Here is a 17,578-nt window from a genome sequence, read left to right as displayed (position 1 = left end):
TCCGACTGCACACCTGTACAAGAGAGTTGATGTGTTGAGAGGCGGTCCCGCCCCGCCGCACTGGCAGCCGGCCGCACCGCGCCAGCGAAAGAGCCTTCCTCACATCGCATCCGGGTCGAGCATGGCATCGCACATCTCAAGAACTGGCAGGCGCTGGCCCGCCACCTCGGCCGCCGTGAGCATATGAGCGACACGGTGCAAGCCATCGCCGGTCTGCTGTCTCATCGGCAGACCGCGGACCTGAAATCGGCTCAGCAGATGCGAACCCCGCGCACCACGAAAGTCCTCGACGCCCCACCACCAACCAAGCACGAGCTCGTTAGCCGTTGTCAGCCCACTTCCGAGACGAGAAAACCCCGCCTGACCTGCGTATTCTCTCGCCTCCGTTTCTTGTGACATCTTTCCGGTGACGGATGGCTCCATTTTCCAAGGGCGAGAGTCCGAGAATGACCTCGCTGCCGGGTTGCCACGTCGACGTGTGCACAATGGTCACGAAGGCGGTGCCTCTGGCAAGAAGCACGCGCCCGCTCCCCGTAGGACATGCTTGTGCTGTCATTGGCCGCGACAGGAGGAAGTTCGTGTTGTCTCAGGAAGTACGGATTCAGCGTGCATGGAAAAGGATCACCGAATGGTTGGGCGAGAATACGCCGCGTCATGCCGAAGCAATGAATCCTGGAGTCGACGAGAGTGTTATCGATGCCGCTGAAGAGGAGATGCCGACTGCGCTCGTCCCCGCCGCGCTTCGGGCATGGCTGTTGCTGAACAACGGCAGTACCGCCAAGGACGTGCTGGATGGACGCTTTTATCAACCGCATCAGGATTCGATTTTCCTACCCGGCAACAACGTCTTCCTTGACCTTCGCCGGGTCGTGGACGTGTATCGGGATCTCCTCGCCTCGGGGGCGGACTGGCAGCCTCAGTGGATCCCGTTCGCCCAGAAGTCAGATGCCCCCTACGGCTATTTCCTTGACACGGGGGCAAACTCTGCTCAGGCTCCGGTGATGTACTTCGCGGAGGCAGCTCTTCCCCAGCTCGCCTTTCCCTCTCTGGCCGATTTCCTCGAAGCTACGGCCGACGCCCTGGAACACAGGAGCGGGATCCGCGCTCTGGGGAACCGAGTCCAGTACGGACCCGTCACAGACGCGGGGATGCTGCGCTGGAAGCGTGCGGAGACCGCCTCCTAGTGTCGCAATGAGGGACAACGCAGGGTAGGCCCGGAAGCTCGCGCTTCCGGGCCTACCCTGCGCCTATTGATCCGAAACTCAAATGGTTCTATTCGAGGGTGTAGCGGACGTGTGGGCCGCCGAAGTAGCCGCGGACGATGTGTGGCTGGCGTTGGCGTCGGCAGAAGAACCGGCGGGTCTCGGCTGCGAGTTGGGCCTGGTCGCGGGCCCGGCTAGATCGGACGCGACGGGCGCGAGATCGGTATGGACCGCCGCGACATGCTCGACCTCGTGCAGCTCGACCGCCGCACCGACCGCATCCTGCCCAACGGCTACTGCCTGCTGCCGCCCACAAGATCCTGCGACAAGGGAAACGCCTGCCACGGCTGCGACCACTTCGCCACCGACCGCACGTTCCTGCCGGACGTCCAGCGCCAGCTCGCCGAGACCCAGTCCCTGGTCGCCACCCGGCAGGCCCGGCACACCGAGCGGTACGGCGAGCCGATGAGCGGGACCAACGTCTGGATGGAGCAGCGCAACGCGGAGATCCGCAGTATGCAGCTGGAGATCGTAGCCCTCGAAGCTCAGCCAGCCGACAGCACTGCCGTCGTCCGCGGCGCCGGCGTGCTCGGTCGCACCGGCTACCAGGACGCCGCCAGCACCTCGGACAGCAAAGGGACATCACGCTCATGAGCAAGCGGCCGAACGAAACGGACCCGGAAATCGTGCCTCCTGCTGACCGGCGGATCGCCGCCCTGCGGCAGGCTGCCCAGGACAAACACCAGCAGGCCGTCCGACGAGCGGAGGCAGGCATCCGGAGGCTGGTCAAGGAGCGCGAGGAGATCAACTTCCGCGCCGTTGCCCGCGCGGCGGGCGTCAGCCTGGACTTCCTCTACGCCCACACCGACCTGCGCAAACGCATCGAGACCTTGCGCGGCCAGCAACGGACCGAGAATCGGCCTTCCCCTCAGGCGCCCTCAGCCGACGACGGCACGGTCATCCATACCCTTACCGAAGCCCTTCGTCGTGAGCGCACCACCCACCGCGAGCGCGTCCAAGAATTCGAACAGCGACTGGCCGCCGCACACGGCGAGATCCTGCGCTTGCAACGCGTGATCCAGGCATACGGCCCAGGGCTGTAACAGCACTCTCCGGGCTGCAGAACTTACGATCCAGAGCGCAATCCCAGAGCGCTGTGCTCCACCACACCCGAGGGAAGATCGCTCTTTCCCGAAGCCCTGGCAGTCAACTCCACGAGGTCAGCCCGGAGTTCGGCGGCGGGCTCACCAAGGACGATCGCGCTGATGATCAGCTCCATCATCAGACAGTCGTACTCGTCGCCCATATTCCGATAGCGCTCCCCATCGGCCTCCACCACAGCAGAGGCGATCTTCCTCTCACCACCAGTCACGGGGGCAAAGGACACCTCATAGACGCCGTGACCGGTCCAACTCCGGTGCATGAAAAGGACATTGCCTTCAACGAAGACGTTCCACTTCTCATCCATGTCCCGGGCTCGATATCCCTGCCGGATCCGGTCCCAGTCCTCGTCAGTCCAGACACGATCCGGCAACTGAGACACCGGCCGGGGCGTGCTGATCGGATGGAGGCGCCGGAACGACTCTCGGGTGAGCGGGGCATCAGCAGTCATGACGCGATCCTACGGATGCACCACTCCAACAGGACGGCGGCCTACCTCCAGAGCAGGCTCCTTGGGCAGAGGGTGAACCCCAGCCACCTTCCGGACGCGTCCGCACTGTCCTGAACAGCGACTTTGCGAGATTTCTTCACCGCTACCCCAGATAAGTCGAGGAATACGACTTCTCCTTCCAGCCCGAACTCGACCCGCGCAAGATCAAGGACCTCGCGACTCTGTCGTTCGTCGAGGCGAAGGCGAACGTGGCCCTGCTCGGGCCGCCGGGAGTCGGCAAGACCCACATCGCCGTCGCGCTGGCGGTCGCGGCCTGCCGGGCCGGCTACTCGATCTACTTCACCAGCCTCGACGACATGGTCCGCAACCTCAGGACCGCCGAGGCCGCCGGCAGGTTGACCAGGAAACTCGGCTCCTACCTGCGGCCGAGTGTCCTGGTGGTCGATGAAGTCGGCTACCAGCCCCTGGAGCGAGCCGAGGCGAACCTGGTCTTCCAGGTGATCTCGAAACGCTACGAGAGGGGCTCGATCATCCTCACCTCGAACAAGACCTTCAGCGAATGGGGCCAGGTCTTCGGCGACGAAGTCCTCGCCACCGCGATCCTCGACCGCCTCCTCCACCACTGCGAAGTAGTCCCCATCAACGGCAACAGCTACCGGCTGAAGAACCGCCTCAAGGCCCTCGAGCGAGAGACCGAAGTGGCCTGACACCTGGGGACGTTCGTCTGTACGCAACTGGGGAGCTAAGGCCGTACGCCGACAACTGTTGAGTGGTGCTGTCCCGGGCGGGGGTCTGACTCATGAGATCTATGACCGAAGTGTCCAGTCACAGGCTTGTCGACTGTCGTCGCGGGATGGTGTCTGCTGTCACCGAGCCACAGGGCGTGTCCCAATAGGGGCCTTGCCGAAGTTCAGGCGCCATCACGGTTCAGACCGCCCGAGCAGCCCGGTGCCAGCCACCCAGTACGTCACCACGCGGGAGGCGAACCACTATGACAACCAGACAGCACAGCACCTCCTCCAGCACGGATCCGCCCGTTCGGCGCGAGGTCGTCCTGGGCGTGGACACGCACGGCGAGGTTCACGTTGCCGCCGTGCTCTCCCCGCTCGGGAAGATCCTGGGAACGGAATCCTTTCCCGCGACGGCGGCAGGCTACCGACAGTTGCTCGTGTGGGCCCGCAAGCGGGGTACGGTGCGCCGGGCCGGTGTGGAGGGCACCGGCACTTTCGGCGCGGGCCTGTCCCGCCACCTGATGGCCCAACAGATTCAGGTCTTCGAAGTGAACCGGCCCGACCGCTCAGCCCGCCGACTGCTCGGGAAGTCGGACCCGCTCGACGCTCAGGCCGCCGCGCGAGCCGTGCTCAGCGGTCGCGCCCGGGCGCGGGCCAAAACCGGCGACGGTCCGGTGCAGAGCGCCCGGATGTTCAAACTCGCCAAGGACTCCGCGGTCAAGGCCCGTACCCAGGCGATCAATCAGCTCAAGGCCGTCCTGGTCGTAGCCGATCCCGCCTTGCGGGAGCGGTTGTCCGGTCTGGGCAATGCCGAGTTGTTCCGCACGTGCGCGCGCCTCGGCCAGCGTGACGCCGGGGGCGACGAGGATGCTGTGGCCGAGGCCACCCATATGACCCTGAGCATGCTCGCCGAGCGCATCGAGCAGCTCACCGGTCAGATCGATGAGCTGAACCGGCGCCTGACCCGGCTCGTCGAACACCACGCCCCACAGCTACTCGTACCGGTGGGCATCGGTCCGGACAGCGCCGTCACTCTCCTGATCACCATGGGAGACAACCCCGAGCGGCTGAACACCGAGGCATCCTTTGCCGCCCTTTGCGGAGTCAGCCCCGTCGAGTACCCCTCGGGTCGGCGGAGCACGCGCCGACTTAACTACGGCGGCGACCGCCAGGCGAACGCCGCCCTGCACCGCATCGTGTTCACTCGGCTGCGCCACGACCCGCGCACCCAGGCGTACTACGAACGCCGCACCCAGGAGGGCAAGACTCGCCGTGAGATCATCCGATGCCTCAAGCGATATGCCGCCCGAGAGGTCTTCAACCTGGTCAGGACGGTATCCATCGCCCCCCAGTCATAGGGGCGTCCGTGAGACGCGAAGGCAAGAGGGGCACGGTTCGCGGGGCTGAGTCTCTCGCCGTCGGTATCTCGTCTCGACGGCGGCTGGGTCACCCGTCGCCGGCGTCGGGAGTCTGGCGGAGTGGGTGCTCAGGTGGGTCCGTAGGGGCTCCAGCCGTGCATGAACGGCTGGAGGTCTTCGGTGCGAGGCTCGGGGATTTCGGGTAGCAATGGTGATCCGTTGAGCGGGTTCAGGCGTTGCACGTGGCTCTCGGTCCACGCGATCCATGCCTCGGCTTCCTCCCTGGCCGGCCCGGGCGGCAGACTTTCTGCGTGAAGTCGGAGTGCGCCGACGTACTCGACGAGGCCCGCTGCACGCTGCCACGCCGCGTGCTGTGCTTCGAGGTGGCGGACACGGTATGCCTCTGCGTATTCGGTCCTGGCCTGACGCTTGACGGCTTCCCATCGCAGGCGCTTCTGCTGTGCTTCTTCCAGGCCGGCCAGACGCTTGCGTTCGGCTGCCTGTCCGCGGAGACCGATCTCCTGCACGATTTCGGCGAGCTGGTCCTCGAGTGGGCGTGCGGCCGTGTCGGCCCACTCGCCGGCCCGGTGGTGCAGCCCACCGCTGACACAGATTCGCAGGCGGTCGGCGGGGGAGTAGTCGTGGCGGGGGATGCTGACCCAGGAGTGCTTCTGCGCGTCCGCGAGTTCCTTCTGCGTGGGGACGTGCTCGACCCGGTCCTGTTCCTGCAGGAGGCGGAGTTCGCATGTCTGGCCCTGCGCCGTGATGGTGAAGTGAGGTGGGCCGCTTCGCCGACGATGCGGTAGCGGTGCTGTATTCGCGTTACCGATTGCGGCGGTGTGCCCCGCCTTCTGTGTTGCGATGAGCAGGGCATGGATGAGTCGGAAAGCCCGGTTCTGCACGGACTTGGTCAGCCCCATGGGATGAGAGAGTCCCTGCAGGGCTTTGACGACTGGAGGCGGCTGCACGAGTCGTGCCGGTACCGGAATGGGTGTCAGGGTGGCCAAGCGCCAGGCGGGCGTGTCGACGAGTCGGATTTCATAGCCGTCACGGCACCAGCCTCCGTGCAGCTCTTTGGTCTTTGGGATCTTCCTCGATCTCCGGGCAGCGGCGACGCGGATCGGCCATTTCTCGGTCTCCCGGCCGGTGGCTTCCCGTTTGACGATCCGGCCGCCCCCCTCCGCAAGCTCTTCCAGGAGCTGCTCCGTGACGGTCTTCTTCCTTTTTCGGGGTCCGGAGTTGGGGCTCGATGGCCGTGGCGATGGTGGCGTGGCTACCTGGTCGCCGGCTTTCTTCCTGCCGGAGGCGGCTGTCGGCTGCGCTGCAGCTTTCCGCACGGGAGGGGTACCTGTGCCACGAGATTCGTCGGGAGGATGGCTGCCGTGGTCGAGGAAATGCTGGCCGGCGGTCGTGAGTGTCGCGGACCATTGCCTTTTCCCCCTGCAGACCTTGACCAGTCCTCGGCTCTGTAATGCTTGGCAGCTGAGCTTGTGTGCCTCTCCCCGCCAAATACCCTCAGGGCAGCCTTGTCCGACCCACCGCAACACCTGCAGTTGACGCTCGTTCAACTGACGCGGCACCTGACCCCCTACCGTGCGAAGTTGCTCGCCAGCATTTTCACAGGTGAGCCCTCGCGGCGTGGGCGGATGCGTAGATGCTGAACGCCCCGGGCAGCGAGTCCGAGGCCGTCGGCACCACGCATCTCACCCCTGCCCAGGCAGCTCGGCAGATCGCGGAGGCCGTCAAGGGGTGAGGCTTCCTTCCGCCCGGCACACGCTACCTGGGCTCGCGGGGGAGGTGGGCGACGCACCAGACAGCCGACGGGGGTTGCATATCCGGAGGAGTCGCAGCACGAGCGGTGCATGACCTGCCAGTGGGCAGCGGTCGGCAGGTCGCGGTAGTCGGTCCAGGTGCGGCTGCGCCGGCTGCCGCATCTGTGGTCCGCATGCCGGCCTGCCCTGTTCGTCGACCGGCATTCTGTCTGAACTCAGCGCGGATCGACGCGAGTCGAGCCATCATGGGTGGGTGAACGGATCGAGGCGCGTGTGGATGTGGGCCGGAGCTGTACTGGGGATTTCCGTGGCCGTGGCCCTGGTCCTCGTCGCCGTTCTGGTGGATCTCGACACCGGCGACCGGGTGGCGAGCGTCGCGGGGTCGGTGACAGGTCTGGCCGGATTTACGGTGGCCCTGGTCGCGCTCCTCCGGGAACCCGCGGCCGCTGTCGGACCCGGTGTCGTCGCATCGGGTGAACGGGCCATCGGCATCGGCGGCGGAGTGCGGGGGGTTCTCTCCACCGGGGACGGCGCCGCGCTGAGCGCTCCTGCTGTCGGCCCGGCGACTCCCGCTCCATCGGGCGGTTCACCGACACCCACACCGACACCGGACCCGGTCAGCGCGGCCGGCGACCGGGCGATTGGGATCGGAGGCGCCCTGGACGGCATCGCGTCGACCGGCGACGACGCTTCGACGCCCTCTTGAGTGAGGCCCCGGCCCCCGTACCGGAGCGCGCTGAGAACCGTGACCCCGAAGCCCGCCGCCCCGGGCCCGCCGCACTGACGGCGGGTTCACGGTCCGCCCCTGTCACTGCCTCGGGACAGCGTGCGGTCGCCATCGGCGGCGACAACCTCGGGATCGTCTCGACGGGCGACGGGGCCACGATCCACTTGGAGATCCACCCCTACGGACCCGCTCCGACGGCACTGGCCTCCCTGCCCCCGAAACCGGCAGGATTCACGGGTCGCGACAAGGAACTGACCGTCCTGACGGAGCTGCTCCGGCCGACCGTCGGCGCCGAACCCCGCCAGGTTGGCGCCATCAACGGCGGGACGGCCACCCCCGCGGACGATGGCGTACTCGAAACCGGTGCCGTGGTGGTCGCGGCGGTGGCAGGCACCGCGGGCGTCGGAAAGACGTCACTCGTCGTGGCCGCTGGCCACCTCGCTGCGCAGCTGGGGTACGTCGACGCTTTCCTCTTCATCGACCTGCGCGGATACGACACGGCTCCGGTCCTGCCGGCCCAGGCCCTGGACGCGCTGTTGCGCTCCCTGGGCGTCGAGGACGCGCACATCCCACCCACGCTGGAGGAACGTGCCTCCCTGTACCGTTCCCAGCTCGAGACCATGGCCGTCAGTGGCTCGGCCGTGCTGGTCATCGCTGACAATGCCTCCACGCCCCAGCAGGTCCGGCCCCTCCTGCCGGGCAACGGCTCGCACCGGCTCCTCGTGACGTCCCGGCACACGCTGCCGACTCTGGGTGCCCGCCTGCTGGACCTCGACGTCCTCACTCCCTCCAGCGCCCTGCGGCTGCTCGACACCGCTCTGCGGATCGCCGATCCGGCCGACTCACGCGCCGTTCTTCAGGAAGCGGACGCTCTGACTGTCGCACGCCTGTGCGGATATCTGCCTCTGGCTCTGCAGATCGCCGCCGCTCTGCTCATCGACGACCCGCAACAGCACTTCGGCGAGCTGGCCGCCGAACTGGCTCGCACCACCAGCCCCCTGGATCACCTGGACGATGGCGAGCGCGCTCTGCGCTCCTCGTTGGATCTGTCCTTTCAGTCGTTGACCGGACCACAGGCCGACTCCTTTCGGCGACTGGGACTGAACCCCGGGCCCGACATTTCCACCACCGATGCCGCGCTTCTCCTGGAGCGCGACGACCGGGAGACCCGCGCGCTGCTGGCCGCCCTGACCCGGGCGCATCTCCTCGTTCGGGGCGTGGTGAGGGATCGGTGGCACATGCTCGACCTCATCCGTGCCTACGCTCAGGAACTGGCTGACCGGTACTCCACAACGACGGACGTCTACCGCCAGGTCCAGCACCGGCTGTTCGAGCACCGCGTCGCCACCGTGAAAGCGGCCGACGGCCGCCTCACAGCATTCCCCGAACAACCCGTGCCGCAGGTCTTCGCCGGAGAACGGCAGGCGCTGGACTGGTTGGACGCCGAACGGACCAACCTCCTGGCCACCGTCGAAACAGCCCACCTGCTCGGTCACCACGACCTCGCCCGCCGTCTGCCACCGCTGCTCGCCGAGTACCTCGAACGGGGCCGCTACATCGACGACTGGGTGACCGCTGCCACCACCGCGCTCGCTTCCGCACGGGTTCTCCCGGTCCGGCGAGACGAGGCCACGGCCTGGATCTGTCTGGGCGCCGCCCTCGACGGAGCACGACGGTTCCAGGAGGCGGCCGAGGCACACCGGCAGGGTCTGATCATCAGCCAGGAGATCGAGGACCGGGAGCTCGAAGGCGTGGCGCTGAGCAACCTCGGTTGTGCCCTGCTCGAACTGGGCGCATACGAAGAGGCGGGCGACGTGCACCGGCGGGACCTGGCGATCTGCCAGGAGATCAACGACCTGAGCGGGGAGGGCAAGGCGTGGCACAACCTCGGCAATGTGATGCGCCACCTGCGACGCTTCGACGAGGCCCTCCACGGCCATCAACGGGACCTGGACATCTGCCGGTCGCTCGGCGACCGGCGCGGTGAGGGGGCGGCGTGGCAGTGCCTCGGCGCCGTTCTCACCGAAGTCCGCAGGTTCGACGAGGCGGTCGACGCGCTGGAGGAGGCTCTGGCGCTCTACGTGGTGACCGAGGACAGATTCGCCGAAGCCGGCGCGCTTACTGATCTGGGAATTGTATTCCGTGAGACGAGACGATACGAGGAGGCAGCCGCGACGCACCGCGAAGTCCGCGCGATCTACGAGGAGTTCGATGACGCGCACGGTGTGTCCTGCGCATGGGGCAACCTTGGCAGGGCTCTCACGGGCCTGGGTGAGTTCGAGGCGGCGCTGGACGCGCACCGAAGATCCCTGCGCATGTGTCAGGAAGCGGATGACCTGTTGGGCGAGGCGGGGGCATGGTGCAACATCGGCGTCACACATTCTGCCGCCGGCCACTTCCCCGAGGCCATCGAGGCACATCTGCGCGACCTGGCTCTGTGCCTGCGGACGGAGGACCGGTCAAGTGAAGGCGCCGCATGGAACGGGCTCGGTATCGCTTACACCGGCGTCGGAAGGTTTGACGAGGCCATCGAAGCCCACAGGCGTGACATCGCCATCTGCCGGGAGACCGAGGACCAGTACGGCGAGGGTGTGACCTGGAACGACCTCGGCGCCCCCCTCGCCGCATCAGGGAAGTACGAGGAAGCGGCGCAGGCTCATCGGCATGCCATCGGCTTGTTCCGGAGAACGAACGCCCCGTACGAGGAGGGCGAGGCGTTCGCGGGCCTCGCGGCAGCGCTGGCCGCAGACGGGCATGACCGGGGCGAGGTCCGTGCCGCCTGGGAGGCGTCGGCCGCTGCCTTCACCACGGCGGGCGCCGTTCCCGAGGCAGCCGCATCCCGGGGCGCCGCAGCAGCGGTCTGAGCGGAGCCGATGCCCCGCTCCGCAGTGCTATGAAGGGAAGGGTGGTGTGTCGTTTCTCCAGTATGGCTGACGTCCTTCATCAGGGTGACAGCTCTCCCGATCGGTCCGTGATCGGCCTGAGCCGTCGGTAACCCCGCCGTATGCCGGCCACTCCTGTCCCAGCCACTCACCACCGCCGGGGCCCGCCCGGTTCGCCACGGCTGGTGTCCCCGCGCCCTGCCGTGAGTGCGCTGCGTGACGACTCCGGCGGAGGGCGCCGACGCGATGCTGCGCACCGCGGAGAGCGGGGCAGAGCCGCCTCTCGGTGACACTGCCGCAGAAACATCGTGGTCACGCTCGGTTTCCATGGCGCCCTGGCCTCTCGCGCTGTTCCCCGCGGCCGTCACCGCCCTCACAGAACCGGGGCATACCACTCCGGGTGCCGTTTGACGGGTTTCTGGGCATGACTGCTGTCGGGGCGGCGGCAGCACGTTGTGGCACGGCGCGGTTGATACAGCTCCGGACGGGGGCGGTCGATGACGGTTGAGGAGCTCGTGGCGGCAGTTGTCGCTTTGGCGATCGTGGCTGCGAAGAGGCTGGGCGCTGGTCTGGCGGATCGTGCGGTGGAGGGTGTGGAGCAGTCGGTGGCCGACCGGCTGGGGCGGCTGTACCGGTGGGTGGTCGGACGGCTGTCTGGTGAGGAGGGCGCGGCCCTGGTCGAGGAGGCGGACCGTTCTCCTGCTGCACGGGCTCAGCTGCGACGGCGGCTGGTGCTGGCTCTGGGTGAAGATCCTTCAGGCGTCGAGGAATTGCGGATGCTGCTGTCACCGCACGCGCTGGCTCTTCTTTCGGAATCGTCCGGTGTCCCGCGTCAGTTGCCGCCGGCGCCGGCGGATTTCACTGGACGCGGCCAGGAGGTGGCGCGGCTGGTGGAGGCTGTTGAGCGTCCTGGTGGGTCCAGGGTGTGTCTGTTGCACGGGCCGGGTGGGATTGGCAAAACATCTGTCGCGTTGCAGATTTCTCACCAGCTGGTGCAGTTTTTTCCCGACGGTCAGCTCTTCGTCGATCTGAACGGGGCGGAAGAGCGTCCTGCCTCCGTGGTCGAGGTGCTGGGCGACTTCCTGGAGGCTCTGGGGACACCACGCGGAAGAATCCCCGACGATGTTGCCGGGCGGACACGGCAGTTCCGTACGGAGTTGGCCGATCGGCGTGTCCTGATCGTTTTGGACAACGCGGCCAGTGAGCAGCAGGTAGGTGCGCTGATACCGGGTGGGTCGTCGTGCGTTGTCCTGATCACCAGCCGCCAGGCTCTTGCCACGCTGGCCGTGGATGAGCGCGTCGCTCTGCCGGGGTTGGACGAGGGCGCCGCCTGGGATCTGCTGCGGCGGATCAGCGGCCCGGACCGGGTGGACGAGGACCCTCAAGCAGGCCGCGCTGTAGTCGGTCTGTGCAACGGGCTGCCGCTTGCCCTTCGTATCGCGGGAGCGCGGCTGGCCACCTTTCCCGCGCGTACCTTGGGCTCGTTTGCCCGCGATCTGGCCGACGACCACCGGCGGCTGGATATGCTGAGCCTGGGCGAGCGCAGTGTACGGGCGGTCTTCCGCGCCAGTTATCAGGCGCTCCCGTCGTTGGAGCGGCGTGCGTTCCGGCTGTTGTCGGCCCTGGACGCACCCGACCTGCCGACGTGGGCGCTGTCGCCATTACTGGACGTAGACGCCGATGCGGCCGACGCATGTCTGGAAAGGCTCCTGCTGGCTCATCTCGTACAGACTCGCCGCGGCGAGACAGGCGGCCAGCGCATCGTGCTGCACGATCTCACGCGCGGGTTCTCCAAGGAGATGGCGGCCGAACAGCCTGCGGACGCCGCCGACAGCGCTGTACGGCGTCTGCTCGGCGCCCTCCTCAGCATGGCCGACGCAGCCGACGCGCACCTACGGCCGGCAGGTGCCCGGCACCGCGGCCGTGACGGGGCAGTCCGTCGTTCCCCGCCGGAGGACACCGTGGCAGGTGACGTGTGGGAGGCCGTCCACTGGTTCGAAGCCGAGCGTCCCGTTCTGGTGGCAGCTGTCGCCCACGCTCACGCTCGCGGGTGGTGGGAGCTGTGCTGGGAGATCACCGACGCGATGAGTATCGCTCTTGAGCATCAATGGCGCTGGGACATCAGCCGTCAGGTTCACGGGCTCGCATTGGACGCGGCCGACCGTCTGGGGGATGGCCAGGCCCGTGCCGCACTGCTGCGCAACCTCGGCGAAGCCCTGCGGGACGGCGGCGACGACCTGGACAGGGCCGCAGAGTGCTTCAGCGAAGCGATCGCTCTCTTCCGCAGCTCAGGCGACGCACACGGCGAAAGCGACGCCCTGGGCAACCTGGGAATTCTGCAGCGTCAGCAAGGCGCACTGCGGGAAGCCGAGCGAACGCTGACCGCGGCCGAGCTGCGCTTCCGGGCCCTGCCACTGGAGCGCGGGCTGGCCTGGACCCTGCGGGAAAGGGCGGTGATCAGCCGACACCACGCTCAATACACCCAAGCACACGCCCAACTCGACGAAGCCCAAACCCTGTTCACCGCCAACGAAGAAATCCGTGGCATCGGCTGGATCCTGCGCACCCGCGCCGATACCGAGAAGGAGAGCACGACGTGCGGCTGCCCGCTCCCTCACCGCTGGTATGGAGGCCCTTGGCCCGGACACCACACGACGAGTCGTCTCGCACAAGATCCGCGATGGGCCGCGGCCCGCACCCACTACGTCGACGCTGCCCAGGTTCTGCACGCCGTCCGGGACCACCGCGGGCACACCTGGGTCACTTTGGGGCTGGCAGACATGGGCCCTCTATGAACGTGACGACACCGCCGCAGAACGGATCAGGCGTGCGCTCCAGGAGACCGACGCCTGCGGCGACCATCGAGGCAACAGCAGGGCATTGACCCTCCAAACACTGCTGCTCGTTGAGGCAAACCGCCTCAGCGACGCCATCATGCTGGCAGAACAGACACTCGCCACTTTCCGCGACCACGCCGGCTCCGCTCAGGCCAGCTTCCGCCTGGCCAGACTCTTCGGCGCCGTCGGCCGACACCAAGATGTCCTCCGCACACTGCAGCAGTCCCGCACCCATCACCACGCCGCCGACATACCTTTTCCCGCCCTTGCCGACCCCGAACTCGCCAAGATCCTCACTCACCCCGTGCCCCGCGCCCGGCGCTTCCGCCTTGCATCAGTGAGCTGAATGCACAGATCCGCGAGGCCATCAGGAAACCAGCTCACATGTAGCCGGCAAGACCGCTCCCGTATCCGGAGACCCGCTCGGGGCACCTTGGCGCGGTCTTGACCTGAAACGCGACCGCATGTCGATAACAGGGCCGGCCTGGGGGAACCTCGTCCCGGACGCTCGGCGACGGTGAGGGGCGGCTCGCGTCGGTGAAGGTCTCTGCGGTGGCCGGTCAGTGTCTGCGTAGGCCGGCGTCTCGGTGTCGCCGGGCCGCGTAAGCAGCTGCCGCAGCGAGGGATGTGAAGGCCAGGGCCGTGCCCAGGGTCCGCTCGAAGTCGGCGGGGCCGGTGCTGCCGCCGATGCCGCCCTGGACGCCGCGGGTGGGCAAAGGCGTGGGCGTCGTCGTGCCGGTGCTGCTTCTGCGGGGCAGGGTCTCGCAGGCGATGCCGTCGTCCGGCCCTTGGTCCTCGTCCAGCCGGTGGGGGTCGCTGGGGTCTCGGTTCAGCTCTGCCTGGGCGTCTTCCTGGAAGGCGAAGTCGCGGCAGTCCAGATCGGGTTGGGCGTGGGCCAGGCCCGCCGAGGGGCCGGCGGCGAGGGCGACCGTCCGGCGCCGTGACCGGGCGAAGTGCACATCTGCTGGGAGCGGTTCGCCTCCCCGTTGACGCCCCCCGGATCGACACCGTCGTGCCTACGGAATCGAGTCTGCGCACGACGGTGGAGGAGCGGCGGTGCGGTCGGTGGGGACGCTGGCGATGGCGTCGAGGTCGGTGCGCAGGTTCTTCCACCAGCAGTTGCTGGCCGAAGGCGTCCTCGACGGCCGGGAGGAGGTGGGCGTACTCGGCGCGGAAGACGCTGCGCAGGCGTTCGGCCTCGGTGTCGAAGGACCGGGTGCGTCCGCTGCGTTTGAGGGCGGCCCGGATCTGCGCGTGCGGTGGCCAACTGTGGGGCAGACTACGGCCGTGTCCTACGACCCCTACGCCGTCCTGCCCCGTTTCGCCGATGAGTACCGGGCCGCACACGGGCGGCAGTGACGCTTACAGCGACGTGTGGCCATGGGCGGAAGCGGTCGTCCGCTGGCACCAGGACCAGGATCCCCCGCTCCTTCCCGACCGCGGGTTCATGTTCGCGGACGATCCGCAGGCCCGCGGCCACCTGGTGGCCGCTGTCGCGGAATCCATTCGGATCTCGATGGCACGGATGGGTAAACCGATCGGAGATCTGGACCTGAACCAGCTGAAGACGAGCTGACTATCCAGGTCGAGGCCGAAGACGAGGGCAGCATCAGGGCTCTCATACCCGGCGGCAGAGGGTGGCCGGCTCCCACCGGCCAGTACGCCGACCGCTGGCACGGCCTGACACACATGATCTACAGCGACCCAGAGCAGTGGGAGCGGGTACAGAGCGCCCTGTGCCGCGCGTTCGAAAGCCTGCTGTACGACCGGTCCAGGACCTGCCACTCCGCGAGCGCGTCAAGCAGCGGCTGAACACCGGCCAGACCGCACGGCGCCCGCCGCGGGGTGGTCGACGGCGAGCCGCTCCGGCAGTCCCGCCGCGTCCGAAGCGTGCAGCAGCGCCTGGTAGCTGGCGCGCCCGTCGAAGGCCCGCAGCAGTCACAGGTGTTCGTGGCGCTTCTCGGCGGCGGCGAAGTGGAACAGCCGCAGCCGGTCGTCGAGGGAGAACGCGTCGATACCGCACGCGCCCTCATCGACGGGGCCCGGAACATCGGTGTCGGGGGGTCGCGCTCGTGGCTCACGGATTTGACGACCTTTTCGCTACGGCTGGGCACGTGCTCGTCCCGGCCGAGCAGCCAGGACTCGCACCAGTCTGCCGCACCCGTACCGGTGCGGGTGACCCGATCTCCGGCCCACGCCACCTGTGCTGCCTTGCGCCCTTCTCATGCCCCGTGACCGATGAGCAGTACGGCCCCTTCGCCGGATTTGGTACCAGAAAGCCGGTGGCCTCACGGGTGCTTGTCCGCAAAAGCCGGTGGATATCCCACGTCCGCCAGCCGCCGGGCGAGGGAGACGAGCTGTTCGGAGGTGTCGTCGAGGAGGAGCAGCAGTCGCGGCCCGGTGCTGCCGCTGTCGGCGACCTGGTTCAGGATCAGCAGAAGGACACCCAGCGCGCGCTCCTCCTCATCGGCCAAGAGGTCCCCGGCCTCCCGCAGGACGATCGCCGCCGTCGGGGGAGCCTCCGGGCCGGCCGGCATGATGCCGGCGCTCGGCACGGTGTCGCGGAGGCAGTCGTGGAAGGCGTCCCAGTTGTGGCCGAAGTAGTCGGGAAAGTCGAGGCCGGCGGCCCATTCGGTGAACAGGCCCTCGACGGTGCGGCAGCGAGAGCCGCGTACCTCCCGGCATGCCGTCGGAATGTTGGCCGGCGCCGCGTCGGTCAAGCGGCGGATCCAGGCTGTCGTAGCGGTCAAGGTGACCCTCCTTGGGACGCAGGGGGGACGGCCAGGAACCCTGTCCGTCCCCCGCTTGATCGGGTTGCGTGCCTACATTTTGGTGAGGTAGTGGAACGAACCAGGATCGTAGTGATCGAACGTGACGTAGACGTGCCCGTTGTTGTGGTTGCGTACCAGACGCCAGCCACCGCGGTTCGGAACACCCCAGGGCTGGGCCCAGTCGTTGACGTCGTACTCGACGTAGGGAGAGGACCGGCGGGGACCGGTCGGGTACGCATCGGACGACGGGACCCCGCGCCCACGCTCGAGTCTGGTGATCTCCGTGTTGTAGTCGTTGTAGGTGCCGCCGGTGTAGATGTAGCGGTTGTGGTTGTTGCCGCCCGCGTAGCCCAACCACCTGCCACCGAGCGGGCCCGGCCAGCCCCTGTTGCGCCAGGGTTCGAGGCGGTAGACGCTGTTGACGAGGTTGTAGCGGACCACCGAGTTGAAGTCGATGTAGTGGTTGGCCCAGAAGCTCGCGGCCTGGAATGCCTCGTTCCAGGCGGTTGCGCTCACCCCGTTCGGAACCGGAGGGATAGTGCAGCTCCCGCAGGTGCCCGGGGGCGACTGGGCCAACGCGGCGTCCGATTGGGCGACCGCTCCGCCCAGGAGGGCGAGCAGCACGCTCGCGGCGGTCAGGATCCGGCGGCCTCGCAGTCGGGGCTTCTTGGCGGGTTCCGCGCCTGGCGCGGAAGTCTCGGCAAGGGGAGAAGACAACGGTTGCTCCTTGGCTCGTTTCGGTATGCCCCCGCATCCTCGGCCTCGGGGGCGACGAGGGTCCGCCGGGCGGTCGTCGTTCCGCCTTGCGGGACTCGTCCGCCGTGGTGGGGGCGACAACGAGACTGACCGCCAGAAAGTTGATGCGCAGCCCCTCTCGTCAGCTCAAACAACCCCGGTGCGACGGCTCGGACGGGCTCGGATTGATTCACCGCAGACTTCGTCGCCGCCATCAACATCGCCTGAGAGGGAGCTCTTGTCCCGACATGGCCACTGAACCGGTGAGTCGTCCGTAGGGTCGGCATCCCTTGGCAGAGGAGGAGGTGGTCCTGTCCGGAAAGAGCCTTGGACCCGGAGGCCGGGTTGGTCTCGGTTCACCCACGAACTGTGCGAACCATGCCGGGCCGGGGCACTCCCGACACCCGGCGTCCCGTCGGACGCTTCCTGGTCGCCGCTCAAAGATTCCTGGCTGCCTTCAGCGGCATCTCACCTCACTTCCGACTCGGCCGCCACCAGCGCACCGAACCCGACCACCGCCTCGAGATGACCGTCCGCTTCACGATCTGGGACGGGGGCATGGAGCTCCAGTCGACGGTCCACTCGTTCCGGACATGACATCCGGGAGGCAGGGGCGAAGACTGGCAAGTTGAGAGTTCATTGGAAGGGCTATCCGTCAAACTCGAGACGGATTTTCACCGAACTGATCAACGTCGGGCACACAGCGGTCGCCGGCGGAGCGGCACGTTCAGGGTGAATCTGTACGACAGGCGCGGCGGCGGACGGGCGCGACAGCGCGGACGCCGCGATGACCAGGGGGGACGAGACGAACGCCGACAGGCCGAGATGACGAAGGACGCTGGCGTCCACGGGGGCGCTGTTCTCCTCGGTGGTGACGTCACGACCGAGGAGAACAACCGGAACGTTGATTGGCACGTCGCTTTTGTCACATCAATCAATTGCTGCGACCCG

The 17,578-nt window shown here is 67.5% G+C and carries 17 protein-coding genes and 3 pseudogenes; 11 read left to right on the top strand and 9 right to left on the bottom strand.

Going from position 1 to position 17,578, the window contains the following annotated elements:
- Nucleotides 1-99: 99 nt before the first annotated feature.
- On the bottom strand, nt 100-423 hold the full coding sequence (locus QA861_RS07715) for a hypothetical protein (protein WP_334587458.1): 324 nt from the start codon (nt 421-423) through the stop codon (nt 100-102).
- Nucleotides 424-578: 155 nt separating this feature from the next.
- Between QA861_RS07715 and QA861_RS07710 the strand changes: the two genes are divergently transcribed.
- From QA861_RS07710 to QA861_RS07695, 3 genes are all read left to right on the top strand, one after another.
- Nucleotides 579-1,184, top strand: a complete 606-nt coding sequence (locus QA861_RS07710; RefSeq protein ID WP_334587457.1) for an SMI1/KNR4 family protein — start codon at nt 579-581, stop codon at nt 1,182-1,184.
- Nucleotides 1,185-1,427: 243 nt separating this feature from the next.
- The gene (locus QA861_RS07700) at nt 1,428-1,856 is read left to right on the top strand and encodes a hypothetical protein (RefSeq protein ID WP_334590682.1); all 429 of its coding nucleotides are present in this window, start codon (nt 1,428-1,430) and stop codon (nt 1,854-1,856) included.
- The gene (locus QA861_RS07695) at nt 1,853-2,305 is read left to right on the top strand and encodes a DUF6262 family protein (protein ID WP_334587456.1); all 453 of its coding nucleotides are present in this window, start codon (nt 1,853-1,855) and stop codon (nt 2,303-2,305) included. The genes QA861_RS07700 and QA861_RS07695 overlap by 4 nt, the downstream gene beginning before the upstream one ends.
- A gap of 23 nt (nt 2,306-2,328) precedes the next feature.
- Here QA861_RS07695 and QA861_RS07690 read toward each other — a convergent pair whose 3' ends face one another.
- Nucleotides 2,329-2,814 (bottom strand): hypothetical protein, encoded by a 486-nt coding sequence (locus QA861_RS07690; RefSeq protein WP_334587455.1) that lies wholly within the window; start codon nt 2,812-2,814, stop codon nt 2,329-2,331.
- 155 nt (nt 2,815-2,969) lie between these two features.
- Here QA861_RS07690 and istB point away from each other — a divergent pair.
- Nucleotides 2,970-3,521: pseudogene (gene istB / locus QA861_RS07685) on the top strand (IS21-like element helper ATPase IstB); the annotation flags it as partial.
- Between the two features lie 284 nt (nt 3,522-3,805).
- Nucleotides 3,806-4,903 (top strand): IS110 family RNA-guided transposase, encoded by a 1,098-nt coding sequence (locus QA861_RS07680; RefSeq protein ID WP_334587454.1) that lies wholly within the window; start codon nt 3,806-3,808, stop codon nt 4,901-4,903.
- 128 nt (nt 4,904-5,031) lie between these two features.
- Here QA861_RS07680 and QA861_RS07675 read toward each other — a convergent pair whose 3' ends face one another.
- Nucleotides 5,032-6,240, bottom strand: coding sequence for a hypothetical protein (locus tag QA861_RS07675; protein ID WP_334587453.1), 1,209 nt, complete (start codon nt 6,238-6,240; stop codon nt 5,032-5,034).
- Between the two features lie 338 nt (nt 6,241-6,578).
- On the opposite strand from QA861_RS07675, the pseudogene QA861_RS47025 reads away from it, so the two are divergent.
- The 4 genes and pseudogenes from QA861_RS47025 to QA861_RS07660 form a co-directional block, all read left to right on the top strand.
- Nucleotides 6,579-6,656: pseudogene (locus QA861_RS47025) on the top strand (ATP-binding protein); the annotation flags it as partial.
- A 272-nt stretch (nt 6,657-6,928) separates the two neighbouring features.
- A complete protein-coding gene (locus tag QA861_RS07670; RefSeq protein ID WP_334587452.1) occupies nt 6,929-7,381 on the top strand; it encodes a hypothetical protein in 453 nt (150 codons plus the stop codon).
- Complete coding sequence (locus QA861_RS07665; protein ID WP_334587451.1) at nt 7,378-10,266, top strand: tetratricopeptide repeat protein; 2,889 nt, start codon at nt 7,378-7,380, stop codon at nt 10,264-10,266. The genes QA861_RS07670 and QA861_RS07665 overlap by 4 nt, the downstream gene beginning before the upstream one ends.
- 515 nt (nt 10,267-10,781) lie before the next feature.
- Nucleotides 10,782-13,079, top strand: coding sequence for an NB-ARC domain-containing protein (locus QA861_RS07660; protein WP_334587450.1), 2,298 nt, complete (start codon nt 10,782-10,784; stop codon nt 13,077-13,079).
- Here the strand turns inward: QA861_RS07660 and QA861_RS07655 are convergent.
- From QA861_RS07655 to QA861_RS07645, 3 genes and pseudogenes are all read right to left on the bottom strand, one after another.
- On the bottom strand, nt 13,045-13,422 hold the full coding sequence (locus tag QA861_RS07655; protein ID WP_334587449.1) for a hypothetical protein: 378 nt from the start codon (nt 13,420-13,422) through the stop codon (nt 13,045-13,047). The genes QA861_RS07660 and QA861_RS07655 overlap by 35 nt on opposite strands.
- Before the next feature lie 259 nt (nt 13,423-13,681).
- On the bottom strand, nt 13,682-14,080 hold the full coding sequence (locus QA861_RS07650; RefSeq protein WP_334587448.1) for a hypothetical protein: 399 nt from the start codon (nt 14,078-14,080) through the stop codon (nt 13,682-13,684).
- A gap of 154 nt (nt 14,081-14,234) precedes the next feature.
- Nucleotides 14,235-14,375: pseudogene (locus QA861_RS07645) on the bottom strand (IS110 family transposase); the annotation flags it as partial.
- Nucleotides 14,376-14,448: 73 nt separating this feature from the next.
- Between QA861_RS07645 and QA861_RS07640 the strand changes: the two are divergent.
- The gene (locus QA861_RS07640) at nt 14,449-14,697 is read left to right on the top strand and encodes a hypothetical protein (protein ID WP_334587447.1); all 249 of its coding nucleotides are present in this window, start codon (nt 14,449-14,451) and stop codon (nt 14,695-14,697) included.
- Nucleotides 14,698-15,409: 712 nt separating this feature from the next.
- Here the strand turns inward: QA861_RS07640 and QA861_RS07635 are convergent.
- Nucleotides 15,410-15,871: a barstar family protein gene (locus tag QA861_RS07635; RefSeq protein WP_334587446.1), complete on the bottom strand. Its 462-nt coding sequence runs from the start codon at nt 15,869-15,871 to the stop codon at nt 15,410-15,412.
- 72 nt (nt 15,872-15,943) lie between these two features.
- On the bottom strand, nt 15,944-16,609 hold the full coding sequence (locus QA861_RS07630) for a hypothetical protein (RefSeq protein WP_334587445.1): 666 nt from the start codon (nt 16,607-16,609) through the stop codon (nt 15,944-15,946).
- 387 nt (nt 16,610-16,996) lie between these two features.
- On the opposite strand from QA861_RS07630, the gene QA861_RS07625 reads away from it, so the two are divergent.
- Nucleotides 16,997-17,224, top strand: a complete 228-nt coding sequence (locus QA861_RS07625) for a hypothetical protein (RefSeq protein ID WP_334590681.1) — start codon at nt 16,997-16,999, stop codon at nt 17,222-17,224.
- Between the two features lie 51 nt (nt 17,225-17,275).
- Here the strand turns inward: QA861_RS07625 and QA861_RS07620 are convergent, their stop codons facing one another.
- Nucleotides 17,276-17,476 (bottom strand): hypothetical protein, encoded by a 201-nt coding sequence (locus QA861_RS07620; RefSeq protein WP_334587444.1) that lies wholly within the window; start codon nt 17,474-17,476, stop codon nt 17,276-17,278.
- Nucleotides 17,477-17,578 lie beyond the last annotated feature (102 nt).

Origin of the sequence: Streptomyces sp. B21-083, assembly GCF_036898825.1 — a bacterium.
In the GTDB taxonomy this organism is placed as follows: Bacteria; Actinomycetota; Actinomycetes; order Streptomycetales; family Streptomycetaceae; genus Streptomyces.
The sequence above is the reverse complement of the archived record's forward strand: the minus strand, read 5'-3'. Positions and strand labels throughout refer to the sequence as shown.